Raw genomic sequence first — 17,166 nt, 5'->3', positions numbered from 1 at the left:
CATCGAAAGCCATGTCAACCCACCAGCAGCATTGCCATGCATTGAGTATTCTGATCGACCCAGCACCGCATCATCACCCACCTGGAGTCTCGAACCATGCGATACAACCAGCTTGGCCGCACTGGCGTTTTCGTGTCGGAACTGTGCCTCGGCACGATGACCTTCGGCGGCACGGGCGGCATCTGGCAGCACATCGGCGATCTGCAGCAGAGTGACGCTGAACGTCTGATCGGCCGCGCGATTGACGCGGGCATCAATTTCATCGACACAGCCGACGTCTACTCGTCCGGCGTCTCCGAGCAGATCACGGGTCAGGCGCTGAAGAACCTGAAAGTGCCGCGCGACAGCGTCGTCGTCGCGACGAAAGTATTCGGCCAGACGGGCGACTTCGCGAACGCGCGCGGGGCGTCGCGCTATCACATCATGGACGGCATCAAGGCGAGCTTGCAGCGCATGCAACTCGATCACGTCGATCTGTATCAGATCCACGGCTTCGATCCCGCCACGCCGATCGAGGAAACACTGCGCGCGCTCGATACGCTCGTGCAGCACGGCCATGTGCGCTATATCGGCGTATCGAATTGGGCCGCGTGGCAGATCGCGAAAGCGCTAGGTATTTCGGAACGCCTGGGCCTCGCGCGCTTCGACACGTTGCAGGCGTATTACACGATCGCGGGCCGCGATCTCGAACGCGAACTGGTGCCGATGCTGCAAAGCGAGGGCCTCGGCCTGATGGTATGGAGTCCGCTCGCGGGCGGTTTGCTCAGCGGCAAATATAAACGCGACGAGCAAGGCGAAGCAGGCAGCCGCCGCACGACATTCGATTTTCCGCCCGTGAATCGCGAGCGCGCATTCGATTGCGTGGACGTGATGCGCACGATCGCCGAAGCGAAAGGCGTGTCGGTCGCGCAGATCGCGCTGGCGTGGCTATTGCATCAACGGTCGGTGATGAGCGTGATCGTCGGCGCGAAGCGAGTCGAGCAACTGGACGACAACATCGCCGCGACGAAGGTTGAACTGAGCGCGGAAGAACTCAAGATGCTCGATGAAGTGAGCCGCCTGCCGTCCGAATATCCGGGCTGGATGCTGGAGCGGCAGGGCGACCAGCGCCGTCAGCAGATCGCGGAAACGCGCTTTGGCGACGTGGTTTGAGCGCAGGGTGAAGCGCGCGGCGTGGCAGTCCGCGCCGCGCTTTCACTGCAACATGAAGGTCTCATACTCCAGCGAATCCAGCTTGCGATCGAGCAGATAAAGACTCGCGAGCACGACAAGCAGCAGCGAACCTGCAAATCCATAGCCGTAGTAGGCAGGGTTCAGCGACAGCGTGATCGCCGTGAACACCACATTCGAAGCGACGAACGTACCCACCAGCAACAGCACGATCTTGCGTTTGTCGAGATAGAAGAACACATTGATCGTGCCCATGAACACGACCTGCATGCTGGCCGCGATCACGTCGATATACAGCAGCGGCAGATACAGCGTCGATATCTGCAGCCATTGAAGCAGAATCGTGCCCGCCGCGAACAGCATCATCGCGGCGATCGCCTGCACTTTCATGATCTCCCAGATGCCGTTGCGCAACGCCTCGACCATCGCATTGCGCATGCGCTCGATATGCTGCAACGACGCGCCTTCGCGCACGGCATCGTAGAACGCGTCGTAGTATTCGACGAAGTCCGTTTCGATGCGCATCAGAAATACGGCCATGCCCGGAATGATCGCGAGATACGCGAGAAACACGGGAATGTCGTAAATGATCGATGCCCGCAGCGGACCGATCACCGGCTGTCCCGTGCCGGGTGAATACCAGAACATGAACTTGTCTGCCCAGATGCCGAGGTTATACAGAAAGCCCGTCAGCATCAGCGAAGGGTAACGGTACTGCTTGCGGAACATCTCGAACGAGATGAAATGGTCGCTGCGATAGTCGCGATAGATCAGCGCGAGCAGGCCTACCAGAAGCACCGTCTGTCCGATCACGAAGCCCGACAGCAGGCCCGTCAGGCCGAACCGGTTCAGCGAGAGCGCCGCGCCCGTCGTCACCGCATAGCCGATGAAGAACACGACGATGATCGACATGTACTGCTTCATGCCCGACAGGAAGATCGTCGCGATCCAGATGTTGCCCATCACGACGAAACCCGCGAGCATCAACAGTCGATAGGCGGCCGTCTGCTGCGGAAAGAGAAAGACGACGGCGAGCCCGCCGAGCACAGTCGAAGCGACCGTGACGATGAACATCACCGCATGAAAATTCGGCAGCACGAGATCGCGGCGCTTTTCGAACAAGCGGTCGGATGTGAAACGCGTGTACGCAAGCTGCAACGGCCCCGTCAACACGAGCGACAGCGAAATCAGATACGTGACCGACACCTGGAACTGCGTGATCAATCCCGTGGGCAACACGAACGGAATGCTGAGCACGCCGATCAGCAGAATGCCGACGATCGACAGCACCCACGGCCCCGCGCCGATCAGGCCCGCGTACGTGTAAGCCTGCATCAGCCCCAGCAGCGTGTTGCGCCGGAGCATCTTGCGCAGTTCGAAACCAATGCCTGCCATGGTCGCGTGTTCCCGTTCAGTGAGGCATCTGCATCAGAAGGCCAGCTTCCGATGCGGGTGGATCGGCGAGATCGGCCTGCGCGGTGAGCCGCGCATACAGATCGCGATACGAGCCGACCATCTGGTCCTGCGTGTAATAGCGCTCGACGCGCGCAATGCCCGCCTGCTGCGCGGCATGCCAGTTGTCTTCGTCAAGCAGATCGAGTGCGGCTTCGGCGAGCGCGCGCGGATCGGCGATCTGTACGACGCGGCCCGCCGCCCCGAGCGCCGCGTCGTCGCCCTCCAGCCCGTAGATCAGTTGACGGCACGAACCCACGTCCGTCGTGACGGACGGCACGCCCGCCGCGAAGCCTTCGAGCACGACGAGCGGCAGCGCCTCCGAAATCGAGCTGAGCACGAGCACGCCGCATTTAGGCAGCAATTCGTCGATCTTCTGGAAGCCGAGAAACTTCACCTTGTCGCTCAAGCCGAGGCTCTCGACGAGCGCATGGCACTCCGCCGCATACGACGGGTCCTCGTTTTCCGGGCCGGCAATCCACGCTTCGGCATCGGGCATGCGGCGCACCACGGTCAGCATCGCGCGGATGAAGGTCTTGATGTCCTTGATCGGCACCACGCGGCCGATCAGGCACAACGTCTTCGGCACACCTGCGGCGCGCTGTGCGCGTAAAGGCGCGAGCTTCGGCAGATTCACGCCGTTCGGAATGTTGGCCGTTTTCGCTTCGGGCGCGCCGTCCATGATCTGCCGACGTCGATTGCCTTCATACAGCGCGATGATGTCTTCAGCCGCGTCGTAGCACACATGGCCGAGCGTTTCGAAGAAGCGCACCCACAGGTCGCGGAAATAGCCGATCTGCGACACGTCGCGCTCGAAGATGCTGCGGTTGTCGCGTATCCATTCGCTCTGGAACAGATCGATCTTGCGTTCCTTCGTATAGATGCCGTGCTCCGACACGAGCAAGGGCCGCGCATGGCGATAACGCGCGAGCGCGCCGAGAAAACCCGCATAACCCGTCGATACCGTATGGAACATCTTCACGCGCGGCAGGCCATCGGCAATCTTCGCGAGTTGCCACAGCGGCTTGTGCATGATCCGTACGGTCCAGAAGTAATCGACGAACGACGGGTCAGTGCAGAACTGCCGGTACTGGTCGGTCAGATAGTGCCAGGCTTCCTTCGAATAGAGAAACGCGTCTTCGCCCAATGCGCCGCCGGGGCGCAGGTCGTTGAGCATGTCCTTGAGCATGCGGCCTGCCGCGTGGCGCATCGCCGGGTTGCGCAATGCGTCGTGCAGATGCGCGGAGCGCATGAACGCGGACGCGTCGCCGCGCTGTTTGTGTACCAGCGGCGGCGGCGCGAAGTCGTACAGATAGTGGTTCTCCAGATGCACGACGTTGTCGGGCAGCGCGTACTGCATCTTCGGATAGTCCTGCGGACGGCTGCCGAGAAAGCACAGCGCGAACGAATACTCAGGAAACGCGCGGATCACCTGATTGACCCAGCTCGACACGCCGCCGCTCACATAAGGGAACGTGCCTTCGAGCAGCAAAGCGATATCGGCGGAATCCGCGTGCGGCAGTGACGGTGTTTTCGGTGAGAACATGAGGGCGGCCTCAGATGGAGCGGGGCTGCGCGGCGCCCGGGCCGCGTGGCTTCCAGAAATCGAGAACGGCGGCCAGCGTCGGCGTCGCGGCGCGGTTGTCCATCTCGGCCAGCAGCTTGCGCACGCGCGCGAAATCGCGGCGCAGGTAAGCCGTTTCGGCGAGCCAGGGCAACATGCGCTCGCGCGGAAAGCCGCAATCGATCGCACGTTGCAGCATCGTGTCCGCGCCGTCGAGATCGAGTCGGGCGATGGCAAGACGGCCGCGCAGACGCCACAGCGCCGCGTCGTTCGGATCGTGTTCGAGCGCGGCGGCCGCAAAGCCGTCGGCCTGATCGGCGGCATTGCGATACACGTCGCCCGTCACGAGGTTCTCGTAGATAAGCTCGCTATACAGCTGTGCGAGCGTCCGGTTCGGGTGGGCGCGCTCCGCATCGCTCAATTCGGGATGCAGCTTCACATCGAGCTTTGGACGTTCGACGAGTATTTGCTGCGTGAGCGTCTTCTCGCGGTTGTCGAGAATGCCGTACGCGAGCAGGCGGATATCGTCGAGCGGATCGGCGAGCATGCCTTGCAGCAGCGGCGAGACGGTGCGCGCGGGCATCGTCTGCATCGCGAGCAGGGCGGTCATGCGAAACGACGTGCCCGCGTCCGCGTTCTGCAATTCCGCCTTCAGGCGCGCGCCGCGCCCATACGACACCGTGCCGATCAGATTCGCGGCGAACTCGGGTTCCTCGACGTGTACGACGGGCAACTGCGCGCGTGGCCGCGGCAACGCGGCGGCAATCGCGAGCGCGCCGATCGAGCAAAGCATCCCGCCGACAGGTACCGCGAAGTTCAGAAACCACAGCGACGCGAGCAGTCCCACGCGCGGCAGCCGATAGCGCGCGGGCATCATCTCCGCGAGACCGAGCGAAGTCGCGAGCGCGGCGCAGGCCTGCACGAGCAGGCATAGCAACAGCGTCTGCGTGTTCAGATACGCGGCGGCCTGCAGCGTCGACACGTCTGTGTTGACGAGACCGCCGAGCCATTCGGCGGACGTGTCGGACGTGCTGCGTGTCGCGATCATGAAGACCGCGATCTGCAACGCAAGCCCGAGCGCGACGAGCAGCACGCCGACCAACGTGATGCGCGCGCCCACGGGACGGCTTCGATCGGTCGTGACGCCGTCAGAAGCGGACATCGCAGCGCTCCAGAAGGCGCCGCAGGGCGGCGATGGGTTCGTCGGCGGACACGGCCATCGAATGCACGGCGACGCGCGCCGCTTCGAAGTCGACGCCATATTGCGCGCGCAGATTCTCTTCGATCCGCAGCAGATAGCCGTCGACGGCACTGTCGCCCGACAGTGGCATCAGCGTGAGCACCACGCGATGCCGTTCGTCACGCAACGGCCACTGCACATCGAGCGCGCGGCGCGTGCGCAGCACATGTTCGTATAGCGTCGTGCTGCGTTCGTCGTTATGAAACACGAGCGCGACGATCGACGACTGCACTTGCGTATCGCGCTTCAGATGCACGAGCCGCGCATAGTCGAGCGCGAAGGTGTGCGGGCACGTGGGGAAGGCCGCGAGCGTGTCGCGCGTGATGACGGCGTGCTGCACGCCGTCCGCGTAGAAGTTGCAGAGCACGAGCAGGAACTGCAGGTTGTCGCGCGTGAGCGCGAGAAACGGCATACGCTCGACGGCGAGCACGCCGACAGGATGCTTCTGCGCATCGATCAGCGGCACGACGGCGACGTAGCGGCTCAGCGACATGTCCTGATTCGCTTTCGATTCGACATGTACCAGCGTGCGCGTTTCGAGCGCTTCGCGCACGAGGGGATCGTCGGGATCGAACGCCGATGGCGCGCCAATCGATGCCCCCGCAGCCGTCGCCGGCTTGCCGCCGCGCCACGCATGCACGCTCGCGCTTTCGATCTGGCACGCTTGCGCAGCCGCTTCGAGAAACGGTTGCGCGCCGCGCAGATCGACGACGCCTTGCTGCGCTTCAGTCGGCTCCTGATTGAGGATCACGGTGCGCAGCCGCGCAAGCGAATCGCGCAGCGTCGCTGGACGTCCGAGCAGATCCTGTTCGAGCCGTTCATGCGAGATGCGCAGCATGAACTGGTTGCGCGTCAGAATGGACAGGCGTTCGGCGAGATAGTCGTTGGCGATGCGGCCTTGCCGCAAGCGCGTGATCCAGATGTCGCCGAATTGCCCGCACAGCATCGTGACGACGAAGCCGCCGAGAAAGAAGCTCACGGGAAAGAGCCGCGTGTGCGGCGTCTCGATCAACGCACGCGCGAGCGAAACGGGCGCGGACGCGCCGCTGTACCCGGGGTACAACACGTACCACGAAGCCAGCAGGATCAGCCCGGAAAACACCCCAGCAATCGATCCATAACGCAGCGCGATCACGAGCGGCACGATCCAGATCCAGCCGAAGCCGCTCTGGACCAGCAGCGGATCGGCGTGATCGAAGGCCCAGCAAATGGCAATCGCGATCAGCGTTGCGACGATCGTTTCGAGCGTGGCGATCGCGCGGCGACGCGCTGAGCCGCGCGGCGGCGCGATCACGCGCGCCCACCAGGAACCCGCGCCGACGCTTTGCGCCTCGCGGCGTCGGCGCCGCCCGGGCGGCGCGGAGTGTTCGTTAGCCTGCGTGTTCATGGCGTTCGCCTTAAATCGAAGCCCGCTTCGATGATAGTCGTGGGGAGCCGGGCATGCGTCACCGCGCGAGCGGCGACAGCAGATCGCGCTCCAGCTTTTGCGCAACGCCCGATACGGCATCGCGGCTCCAGCCGGTGCGGCTGCCCGTGCCCGTCCACACGACCTTGCCCGTCTGCACGTCGATCACATCGAAGGTGAGGCCCACGGCGGGCTCGCCGTCCACGCCGACCTTGTAGCGCCATTCGTTGACGGCACCCGTCAGTGCATAGCGCGCGTTTTGCTGGCGCGCCCAGTTCAGCGCGTTCTGCTGCGCGTCCGGCTTCGCGGCGTCGAACAGCGTTTCGTCGTCGGCGCTCGCCGGGTAGCGCGACAGATTCGTGAAGCCGTACGACGCCAGCAGGCTCTGGGCAATCGACGCCGCACGCTGCCCCGCCTGCGGCGTCTCGGTGTTGTTCGCGATAGGCAGAATCGCGAGGCTGTCGGTCTTCGCGATCGCGGGCGGCGCGCTGCGATCAACGACGGCGCAGCCCGCGAGCGTGAGCGCCATCAACGCCAACGCTGATGCAAACAACGTCGACGCGCGTGCGCGAAGGTTCTTGCTGTGGTCCATGTCATTCTCCTCAAAGGCTCTTCAATACAGATACCGATAGCGCACGCCGACTTCCTTCACGGAAGTCGAATGATTCGACGAGACGCCCTGATACGCGCCGTACAGCAGCATCTGATCGTTGCCGAACACGCTGCCAGCCAGGCCGAGTTCCGCCTGACCCGACCAGCCCGCGCGCGAATCGCGGATTGGGCCGCCCGCGAATATTGGCCGCCATGCTTTCGAATACTGCTCGGGCAGATCGTCGCCGAACGAAAACAGCAGGCCGCCTTGCGTGAAGGTCTGCGGCATGAAGGACGCGGCCGTGAACGGCGTGTTCTGCGGCAGGAGCACGCGCAGCGGCTCGCCCGGCGTGCCCGTCGCGTTGTACTGACCGTGTGCGAAGACGGCGCGGATCGTGTAGTCGGGGTAATCGGCCTTGATCTTGTAGCCGAAGTTCGCTTCGACGAGACTGCCGTTGCCCAGATACGAGCGGTCCTGGCCGTGAAAGCGCGCGTACTCGTAGCGCGCGCCGCCGAACCAGTGCGGATCGAGCCGGTAGTTGAAGCCGAGCGTGGCAAGGTCTTTAGTGCCGCCCACGGTCAGTTGCGTCGATTCCGTCGCGGCCTGGTTGTAGCCGAGCGCATAGGTCAGCGTGAGGCGCTGCGAGACGTTGTACGTGCCTTCGACGCGCGCCGTCGTGAAGTCTTCGAGCGCATTGCGGCGGCCGAGCGTGACGTGCTCTTCGTCGTATTGCCCCTTGTGGCCATAGATCGCCTCGGCGAGCCGGTCGTGTTTCGGCGCGTAGGCGAGTTGCGAGCCGTCCACGGTCTGGTCGCGCTGCTGATAGCGAAACTGCAGGTTCTGCGAGGGCGTGAGGCGCACGCTGCCCGTCGCCGATTCCTCGGTGAAGCGCAGCGAGCCCTGATCGACATAACGGAATGCGCCCGCCAGCGCCTGCGCATTGCTGAGCAGTTGCTCGCGCGCCATCGCCTGCATCACTTCGTCGTTGGGCTCGCGCGTGAGCGAGTCGACTGCGCTGGATTGCGCGGCGGACGTGCGGCCCGTGAGCGCTTGCGCATCGGCGCGGGCCTGCCTCGGAATCAGATCGGGCAGCGTGTCGAGCAGGCGCGACAGTTCGTTGACGTCGCCGTCGTTGATCGCGAGTTGCGCTTCGGCGTAGATGGGACGCTGGCTGTTGTCGATATATTGCTTTTCCAGCCAGGCGCGCTCCATATCGGACGCCTCTTCGTTTTGCGCCCAGGAAATGGCCGCCTCGCGCGCGATGGCCGAATAGAGGCGCTGGCTCTTGCGGATGTCGTCCTGCTTCGCTGGCGGCAACTGGCCGATGTCGCCAAGCTCGGACGCAGCCGCCTGGTTGTCGCCCGCGCCGTTGCGATCGGCGCGCAGCAGGTCGATCAACACCGCGCGCGAGCGGTCGCCGCCCGCGTACAACTGCGTGAGCGCGACATAGCGGCCGCGCAGATCGTCCTGCTCGGCGGCGGGCAACGGCGCTGCTTTCGACGGATCGCGCCGGCCGCGCGCCAGTTCAAGCCAGACCTGCTTGCGCACGCGCCACGCTTTATCGACGCGGCCGGTCAGTTCCAGTGCGTCCGCGAACGTGAGACGCCACAACGGGCTTTGCTGCGCTTGCGCGGCCTGTTTGTGCAGGTAGTGCAGTGCCTTGCGCCCGTCGCCGAGCCGCAACCATGCCGCGCCGTACGCGGGCCATAGCTGCGGATCGCTCTCCGCGTCGCCTGCATGACGGCGCAGTGCAGCGAGCAGGGCGGCATCCGTGCCGCGCTCGTTCAGCACCCAGATGTAGGCCGCGCGCGCTTCCGAGTTATTCGGATCGAGCGCGGCGGCGCGCTCGATGTCGTGCAGCGCGGCATCGTTGGCGCCCGTCTGCCGTTCGTATTCGGCGCGTGCGAGCAGGAACGTGGCCGACTGCTCGGCGGCCTTGAGTTGTTCGGGCGTGAGGGAGGCGAGCAAGATCCTGATGCGGCCCCACGCGTACGCGCGCTGATAGCCGTACAACGCTTCCGACAGCATCCGCGGCGGCCCGCCATGACGATACGCGTATTCCGCTAGGCGGCCCGCGTCGAGCGGCGAGTCGTTGAAGAAGTTCGTCATCACCTCGTAGTCTTGCGCATCGGCCTTGCCGCCCACGATCAACTGGCGATAGCCAAGTCTCGCATCGCGCGTGTTCTGGTTCGAGTCGGCGAGCAGCGAGTAGAAGCGCCAGAATTCATCGTTCGACGCGGGCGCGCCGCGCTTCGCTTCATTCATCGCCGCGAGCGCCGCGTCGAACTGCGTGTGCGTATACAGCATCGTGCCGATCTTCAATCCGTAGGCTGCGTTCGGCCCGTATTCGCGTTCGAGATCGCGCCATGTGCGTAGCGCGAGATCGTCGTCGCCCTTGCGTTCGGCGACTTGCGCATAACGTTCCATGGCCTGGCGGCGCAACGGGCCATTGAAGCGCGTGCGCAGAAAGCTCAACGCGGAATCGGGATCGGCGATGCGTTCGTACGAGAAGACGACGGCGTCGAGCAGCTTCAGATTGCCCGGCTGCTGGTCGGCCTGGTGGAGCGTGACGGCGAGCATCGCGGTGTTGTCGTTGAGTCCGGGCGCGAGACGCGCGACCTTCTTCCAGTCGTCGTCGGTGCCGCGCATCTTCGCGATGACGACGTAGTTGGCGAGCGCGATGTCCTGACGCCGGTTCCATTCCGCGACTTGCCCGAGACGCTCGCGCCATGGGATCGACTGCGGATCGCGGTCGACGGCCGTTTGCGCGATGCGCTGCGCGTTCGCGACGTCGCCGTTCGCGAGGAACACGCGATACGCGAGTTCGTAATCGGACTCGGTTGCGTCGCTCGTGGGCGTCGGTGTCGGTGGGACAGCAGCGGGTGCTGTCGTCGCAATGCGTACGACGCGGGCTGTGGTTCGAGTGTTGGAAGCATTGTTTAGCGCGTGACGCAGCGCCGCGCTGCGCGAAACGTGCGGCCGATACGACGCCGCGCGCAGCCACACGCCGCGCGTCGTGCGATGCTCGACGGTGCCTGGGTCCGGCGCGCGCTTCGGCACGAACGACGCACGCCGCGCAAGCGCCTGTTCATGATCCAGCGCGGACATCTTCATCAATCGCTTCACGTACTTCGACGCCAGATCGGGACGCCCCGCAGCCAGCGCAAGATTGGCGAGAAAGCGCAGTGTTTCAGGATCGTCGGCAAGATCGCCGATATGCTGGTCGGCTGCCTGCATCGTCGCCGGCATGTCGTTGCCCGATTGCAGCGCGCGCAAACCGGCGATGAACGCGGCACGCTTCTCGTCAAGCGTGGTGGCTTGCGCTTGCACCGCGAACCACGCATCGGCGGCGGCGCGATGCTGCTGGTTGCCCAGCTGCGTTTGCGCGAGCTCGGCCAGCCACTTGCGCGCGTGCTCTCGGTCGGACTGCGCGAGCATCGTGTAGTAGCGCGCGGCGAGATCGTTGTCGCTCAGCCCGCGTGCCTGCTGCGCGAGCATCTTCAATTGCTCGATGTCCCACTTGTAGCCGAGCGCTTCGTGCAGCAGCGCATCGAGTTCGCGCATGCGCGTGGGTCGCGCTGGATCGTTCGGTTTCAGCGAATACAGACGTTGCTGCGCGAGCGACACGCGAATGGCCAGCGCGCTTTGTCGCGCGTTCGGATCGTTGGAGCGCGATAGACGGTCGAGGATGCGCGTCGCATCCGAGATGCGCTGCCCCTTCAGATATTCACGCGTAAGTTCGGAGAGCACTTCCGCGTTGTTCGGATCGACGCGCAGCCATGCTTCGAGATAGGCGATCGTGAGACTGTCGACCTTCGCGCCTTCGAGCAGCCGCGATTCGATCCTTTCGCGCGGAAAGGCGAGCGCCAGCATCACGCCGACCAGCAGGCCGAGCACGAGAATCACAGCGGGCGAAAAGAGCCGCTGCCGCTCAGGTGTCGCAGGCGACGTCGACATGCAATTGGCGATAGTCGTTGGTGGTACCGGTCACGGGGCGCTTCGTCACGCGGCATGCGCCGGCGTTGGCGACGCGGAACATCGGCGCGACGTGCGAACGCAGATCGAACGAAAAGCCATTGCGCGTGTGCACGAAGTGGTCGAGCATGCCGTTGGCTTCGGCGAGATAGGGCACAGCGCGTGCCGCCGACTGATCGATCACCGCGAAGCGCGCGATGCCGTCGCCCGTCAGATGCACATAGGTGCCGCCCGGTCCCGGCAGATAGCCCGCGACACCCGTCGCGTTCGACATGTCGGGCACCTTGCCGACGGGAAGCCGCACGGTGCGCAGATTCGCTTCGTTACGCACGACCCAGACGTTGCTGCCCGGCTCCTGAGAGATGCTGGTGTCGAGCCAGTCGAGCACCTTGCGCGCGTATTCAGAGGTGAAGACGGGCGTGACGGGTTGCTTGAGCACGGTATCGAAGATCTGCTGCAGCGCTTTCATCGACGCGTACTTCGTGCCCGTGAACATGTGGTAGTAGATGTCCATCGGCTTGAAGCGAATCGGCTTGTCCGTCATCGCGAAGGTTTCGAGCACGCGCGAGAAGCCATAGAACGGTCCGTGCCACAGGTCCGTATACAGCTCTTCGTTCTGGTTGGGCGCGAATATCTGGTAGTAGCCGTTCTTCATCACGCCGAGCGGAGCAATCGCCGTCCAGCTTGGAAAGCGCTTCGTGATCAGCGTGTCGCCGCCGTTCAGGTTAAGCACACCCGCTTCGTACGCCGCCTTGAGAACGGGCGAGGGCACCTGGCAATCGCCGCTCCACAACACCATGCGCACGGGCTTCGACGCGGGCGCGACATTGCGGTCGATATAGTCGATCGAGCCTTTGATCTCGCGGTCGATATTGAACCGGTAGCCGGGAATGTCGATGGACAGGCCGCTGCTGTTCGTCTGGCTGCTGCCTTCCGTCGGCGTGTCGCGCGTGTCGGAGACGCCCAGGCCCGTGACGCGCATCCATTGCAGCGGGTGCGTGTAGGTGTGGGTCGCGACTTCGACATTCGGCAACTCGAAGATCTGTCTGCCGATCGTGCGCAGGTGCGGCGCGAAGCTTTTGAACGGGCCTTCGTCGCTTACCTCGCCCTCGATCAGCGAGACGGTGGTGGGCATGCCGGAGTCGCGCAACAGCGCATACAGCATGTCGCCCGAGTATTGCGGCGTGATGTCGGAGTTGGGCGGCGTGTAGTTGGTGTACTCGGCGCGCGAGGCAAACCCGTCGCCGTCGATATGCGACATCAGCAGGCGCCGGCCGTTTTCTGTCGTCGTGTCCGGCACGGGCATGTCATGGTTCAGGCGCAAAGCGGCGCGCAGAAATTCGATGGGTTGCGCAACCCAGCGCGCCTGATTGACGGCATCCAGCTCGTACACGCCGAACGGGCGCATCGCATAGCCGCCCCAAGGCGTGATGCCCGCGCCGTCGATCATGAAGGCGCCCGAGCGCAGCCGCAGCAGCGAACGGCTATGCGGACCGACGCGGATCGGTGTGAAATCCCGTGCCAGCGGATGCGGCTTCATTTCGAAGCCCATCATCTTCGGGTCGTACGATTCGACGTCGAGCTTGCCGTTCGACGGCGTGCCAGCCACCGTTTCGAGGTCGAGTTTCTTCGCGAGATCGGCGTCCATCTGCGTGCCGAACGTCGTGAACACGGCAACGGGAATCTTCGCGTCGACCTGCGCGGTGAGCCAGTCGCGATACGCCTTGCTGTTCGGCACCTCGCCTTCGAGCCATAGCACGATGCCCGCATAGCGGTCGCGAAGATCGCCTTCGGGCATCGGGTCGCGCGCATCGCGATAGTCGATCCGGTAGCCAAGGTAGTTGAGCGGCATCGCCAGAAAACGCACGCCCGGCGACACGTTCAGATCCGTGCGCAGCGGCGGGTCCTGGATCACCAGAATGCGACGTTTGACGGGTTCGACGGCGCCGACGCCCATCGTCGCGAGCGCGCCGTCTGTGACGTAAGGCACGATGCCTTGCGCCTTGATCTTCGCGACGGTGTCCTGCTGGCAAGCGCGATCGGCGGGCGCGCAATAGTCGATCGAGATGACGGGGAGGTGGTATTGCTCGCGTATCGTCCTAGCCTGTCCGAGCAGCCATGCGCGGTCCTGTTCGGAGACTTCCGTATAGCGCTGCTTCGATTGATCCCAGCCGCGATACAGCGATTCGAACGCAACCGCATACACGAGGTCGTGTACCTGCGGAAGAATCTCGAAGCCGCGATTGAAGATCAGCTTTGCATCGGGATAGCGCGTTTTGATCGCGCGGATCACATTGGCCAGTCCTTGTATCTGCCCAGCGCGTGCTTCGTCCGTCTTCGCAACGAGTTGCCACGAATCCATCGTGTCGAGAAAGAAGCCCCGATAACCTTTGTCCCAAAGCGGCTTGATGACATGCTCAACAAAGAACGCGGGCCATTCGGGCTGGCTTTGATCGATCACGCGCGATGCCCATGCTTCGTTGTGTCCCGCCAGCCAATTTTTCGGCAGATCGGCGTAATAGCTGCGCGAGGGCAGCACTTCGCCGACGCTCGCGTAAGCGAACCACGTGGTATGCGGCAAGCGATGCGCAAGCGGATCGAAACCGCTATCGGGTTCGACAACGGCTGCGTCGAATGCAGAAAGCATCTCTACGGGCGGTGATTTGCCGTAATAGAGCGCAAATGAAGGTTGCGTGACGGACGGGGTGATGTCGTCGGCAAAGGCAGAATGAAAGGGCAATACCAGTGCAATGACAAGAAAACCTGGCCTGCCAATTCGCTGCAAACGCGCGGTGCAAACCGCCAGGCACACTCGCACGAATGCGAAAATGATTTTCCTCAAATAACGATGCAATTCGCTTGGCGTCATTGACAGAAAAAGTGTTCTGCTGATCTGAACGGGCAGATTGATGTTGTGACGTCTTGTTATGCTCAATTGCGTCAGCGCCTATCATAGACAACATTCAGGTGTGCGCCTAGCCTCATTCTTGCTTGAGAACACACTCTGTTGCGAATGAAGCGCGTGTTTTAAAAGTGATGCGCTTTTAGATTCGCGAAGCATAAGGGTTTGTGCTAAAGCGAATAAAACGCTTAAAGCTATTTTGAGTGAGATTACCGATCCGGTTTTCGGATGCGGTGATACCAGTTCATCAATGGCGTTGCGCTTATGCCATGCACGATCACGGATGAAGTGATGACGGCGAGCGTCAACGGCACGAGGGGAAGCAGGTCTTGCATGTGACGTTGCTGCATCGACTCCAGTGCGAGCGCAAGGTAATAGAAAGACCCGATGCCGCGAATGCCGAACCAGCTCATCAAGCGGCGCTGCGCATGCGCGGCATTCGACCCGAGCAATGATGCTTCGACGGCGAGTGGTCTCACCACGATAAAGAGCGCCGCGATCAGTACCGCGCTTTGCCACGTGAAAAGCGATGCGCCGGAAGTCGCGAGCACGTTGCCGACGATCATCATTACGACGACTTCGGCGATGCGTTCCAGTTCGATAGTGAAGCCGAGCACCGATTCGGCCATGAAGGCGTGGGCCTTGCGCGGATCGGAGGCCGTCGCGACGACGTCTTCCGAGTCGACGGTGCCGATCGCTTCGCGCGCCGACCGGCTGCCGCTCGCGCGATGCTCGACGCCGCGCATCGCAACGCCCGCTGCAAAGACGGCAACGAAGCCGTTGCAGTGTACAAGCAGGGCGGCGCCGTAAGCGAGGCCGATCAGTCCTAGCGCAAAAAAGCCTTCGAGGCCGAGTGCCTGTGCGTGTCGCGTGCGTAACCATGCGACGGACTTGGTAGTCATCCAGCCGAGCAGGCCGCCTATCACGAGGCCGCCGGGAATCCCCGCGATCGCTTCGAATGCGATGCGCCAGCCGCTCGCCTCGTTTCCGTGCGGCGCGCCGGAGGTGCATAGGGCGAGTCCCAATAGCACGAACGGCAACGCGATGCCGTCGTTCAGTCCGCCTTCGCCCGATAGCGAAAAGCGCAGCAGGTCGAGATCGTCGGAATCCTGGACGCCCACGTCATGCGCGAGCACGGGGTCGGTGGGTGCAAGGATGGCCGCGAGCAGTAACGACGGACCCCAGTCGAGATCGAGTAGCAATACGCCGACGAGGGTGAGCAGCGGTATCGTCAACACCATCGCGACGAAGCCGAGCCGCAGCGGCAAGGTCCACATGGGCGCGAAGAGCGGCAGCCGCAGACGCAGTCCGATCGCGAACAGCGAGACGAGCAATGCGACTTCCGTGACGGGGCGCAGTATGTGCGCGTCGCGGGCGAGGTCGAGTTGCAGCAGCCCGAGACCGGACGGCCCGAGCGCATAGCCGATGGCGAGGTAGAACATCGCCGCGGACAACGGCAGTCGCTTGAACGTCGTGGCGGCGACGCCCATGAAAATCAGCACGCCGCCAACGATCAGATACCACCAGACAGTCTCTTCGTCCATCAGCAGGTGACGCGCGGCGCGTTCATGGCGCGCGGCCGAACGCTTCGCGCAGCTTGCGTTTGGCCTGCTCCAGCGTGCTCTTTCGCGATTTCGGCAGGTTGCGGCCTGCGCGGTTGATATAGAAGTTGAGCATCGACATCGCCGACTGATATGGCGTGCCTTTGCGCCGTTTGCTGCGCGTCGACGAGCGCTTCAGCGATTGCGCGACTTCGTCGGCGGTTCCTGTTCTGAAGATGTCCTTCTCGATGTCCATCGCGTCACTGGTCTCCATCACGTGATGCGACCAGTACTTCGAGTTCTTCCCCGGGCGGCTCGATGCCGCTTTTCGCGCGCGGTGCGCGGCGCTCGCCTGGGAATGACGCTGGCGCGGTGGACGGCCGCCTCGGGCGCGCGTCGACGCGTGGGCCGTCGTGCTCTTCTTCGCGCGCGATGTTCCGTTGCGTTTGCTGGTGCTAGCCATCGTGTTCCCCATCAACGGAGATCCGCCCGCTATGCTGGCGTTGCGTAGCGAGCGAACGGGTACTACGTCGATTATGTCGGAGAAGCGCGGCTTGCTCTACAGCTTCACGCCGCCTGCTTCGGGCGCATTCGACGATCCGGGCGCGACGTCGCCGACGCCGACGCCGAACTCATCCTCCCGGCCCCAGTATGGCTCGCGTCCATAGTATTGATGGATCGACGTGGCCCATGTGGAATCGGCCATCGACGGCCAATGATCCTTGTCGAAGCCCGGCGCGTTCTTCACGCTTTCCGTCGGCATGTCGAGCAGGAAACACTCGCGGTCCACGTCGAGCATGAGCGCGCTCCATGGAATCGCGAGCAGCTTGTCACCGATGCCGAGAAAGCCGCCGCTCGACAACACCGCATACGCGATGCGGCCCGAGCGCACGTCGAGCATGATGTCCTTGATCTTGCCGATGTCGTCGCCGTCGGCGCTCAATACCTTGTCGCCGTCCAGCGTATCGGCCGCCATCACTTCCGGGCCCGGTCCGCGATGCCGGCCGCGGCTCGTGCCGACGATATCCGCTCCACCGCGTGTCTGGTTCTGTAACGTCATGATGGTTCTCCCTGGGTTGGTCCGTACGGATCATGCGTACCACTGGGTTCAAGCAACCGCTATTCCTGTCAACCGGCTTCGCCTACCTCTACGGGATCGGGCAATTCGGGCAGATCTTTCGATGTGTCGGGCGGTTCTGGCTCGCCGCGCGGCGCGTTGTCCGGGCGGGCGGTCGAGTTGTCGTGGGAGGTTGGGTCGCGGGTCATGTTGGCGCTCCTGTCTGTGTGCGGAAATGGTCGTGACAGGAGCGCTGCACGTGGCGTGC

12 protein-coding genes are annotated in these 17,166 nt (G+C 63.4%); 1 reads left to right on the top strand and 11 read right to left on the bottom strand.

Annotated elements, in window-relative coordinates:
* The first annotated feature begins 96 nt into the window (after nucleotides 1-96).
* Nucleotides 97-1,152 carry an aldo/keto reductase gene (locus BLT65_RS30030; protein WP_091784644.1) on the top strand — a complete coding sequence of 352 codons (1,056 nt, stop codon included), beginning with the start codon at nucleotides 97-99 and terminating at the stop codon, nucleotides 1,150-1,152.
* A 42-nt stretch (nucleotides 1,153-1,194) separates the two neighbouring features.
* Here BLT65_RS30030 and pelG read toward each other — a convergent pair whose 3' ends face one another.
* The 11 genes from pelG to BLT65_RS47330 form a co-directional block, all read right to left on the bottom strand.
* Nucleotides 1,195-2,565, bottom strand: coding sequence for an exopolysaccharide Pel transporter PelG (gene pelG / locus BLT65_RS30025; protein ID WP_091784641.1), 1,371 nt, complete (start codon nucleotides 2,563-2,565; stop codon nucleotides 1,195-1,197).
* Between the two features lie 16 nt (nucleotides 2,566-2,581).
* Nucleotides 2,582-4,168, bottom strand: coding sequence for a GT4 family glycosyltransferase PelF (gene pelF, locus BLT65_RS30020; protein ID WP_091784638.1), 1,587 nt, complete (start codon nucleotides 4,166-4,168; stop codon nucleotides 2,582-2,584).
* 10 nt (nucleotides 4,169-4,178) lie between these two features.
* On the bottom strand, nucleotides 4,179-5,348 hold the full coding sequence (locus tag BLT65_RS30015; protein ID WP_091784635.1) for a sugar ABC transporter permease: 1,170 nt from the start codon (nucleotides 5,346-5,348) through the stop codon (nucleotides 4,179-4,181).
* A complete protein-coding gene (locus tag BLT65_RS30010) occupies nucleotides 5,335-6,813 on the bottom strand; it encodes a PelD GGDEF domain-containing protein (protein WP_091784631.1) in 1,479 nt (492 codons plus the stop codon). Before BLT65_RS30010 ends, BLT65_RS30015 begins: the two co-directional genes overlap by 14 nt.
* Before the next feature lie 58 nt (nucleotides 6,814-6,871).
* Entirely contained in the window at nucleotides 6,872-7,423 is a 552-nt protein-coding gene (locus tag BLT65_RS30005) for a transporter (RefSeq protein ID WP_042308271.1), read from the bottom strand.
* Nucleotides 7,424-7,444: 21 nt separating this feature from the next.
* Nucleotides 7,445-11,380 (bottom strand): tetratricopeptide repeat protein, encoded by a 3,936-nt coding sequence (locus BLT65_RS30000; RefSeq protein WP_091784628.1) that lies wholly within the window; start codon nucleotides 11,378-11,380, stop codon nucleotides 7,445-7,447.
* Nucleotides 11,355-14,267 (bottom strand): bifunctional glycoside hydrolase/polysaccharide deacetylase family protein, encoded by a 2,913-nt coding sequence (locus tag BLT65_RS29995; protein ID WP_091784625.1) that lies wholly within the window; start codon nucleotides 14,265-14,267, stop codon nucleotides 11,355-11,357. Before BLT65_RS29995 ends, BLT65_RS30000 begins: the two co-directional genes overlap by 26 nt.
* A gap of 242 nt (nucleotides 14,268-14,509) precedes the next feature.
* Nucleotides 14,510-15,844: a cation:proton antiporter gene (locus tag BLT65_RS29990; RefSeq protein ID WP_042308261.1), complete on the bottom strand. Its 1,335-nt coding sequence runs from the start codon at nucleotides 15,842-15,844 to the stop codon at nucleotides 14,510-14,512.
* Between the two features lie 22 nt (nucleotides 15,845-15,866).
* Nucleotides 15,867-16,316 (bottom strand): DUF3175 domain-containing protein, encoded by a 450-nt coding sequence (locus BLT65_RS29985; RefSeq protein WP_091784622.1) that lies wholly within the window; start codon nucleotides 16,314-16,316, stop codon nucleotides 15,867-15,869.
* An 84-nt stretch (nucleotides 16,317-16,400) separates the two neighbouring features.
* Nucleotides 16,401-16,901, bottom strand: coding sequence for a PRC-barrel domain-containing protein (locus tag BLT65_RS29980; protein ID WP_091784619.1), 501 nt, complete (start codon nucleotides 16,899-16,901; stop codon nucleotides 16,401-16,403).
* Between the two features lie 68 nt (nucleotides 16,902-16,969).
* Nucleotides 16,970-17,107: a hypothetical protein gene (locus tag BLT65_RS47330; protein ID WP_167306574.1), complete on the bottom strand. Its 138-nt coding sequence runs from the start codon at nucleotides 17,105-17,107 to the stop codon at nucleotides 16,970-16,972.
* Between the last annotated feature and the right edge of the window lie 59 nt (nucleotides 17,108-17,166).

Origin of the sequence: Paraburkholderia steynii, assembly GCF_900100565.1 — a bacterium.
Taxonomy (GTDB): domain Bacteria; phylum Pseudomonadota; class Gammaproteobacteria; order Burkholderiales; family Burkholderiaceae; genus Paraburkholderia; species Paraburkholderia terrae.
This window is presented reverse-complemented; position numbering and strand designations above follow the sequence as displayed.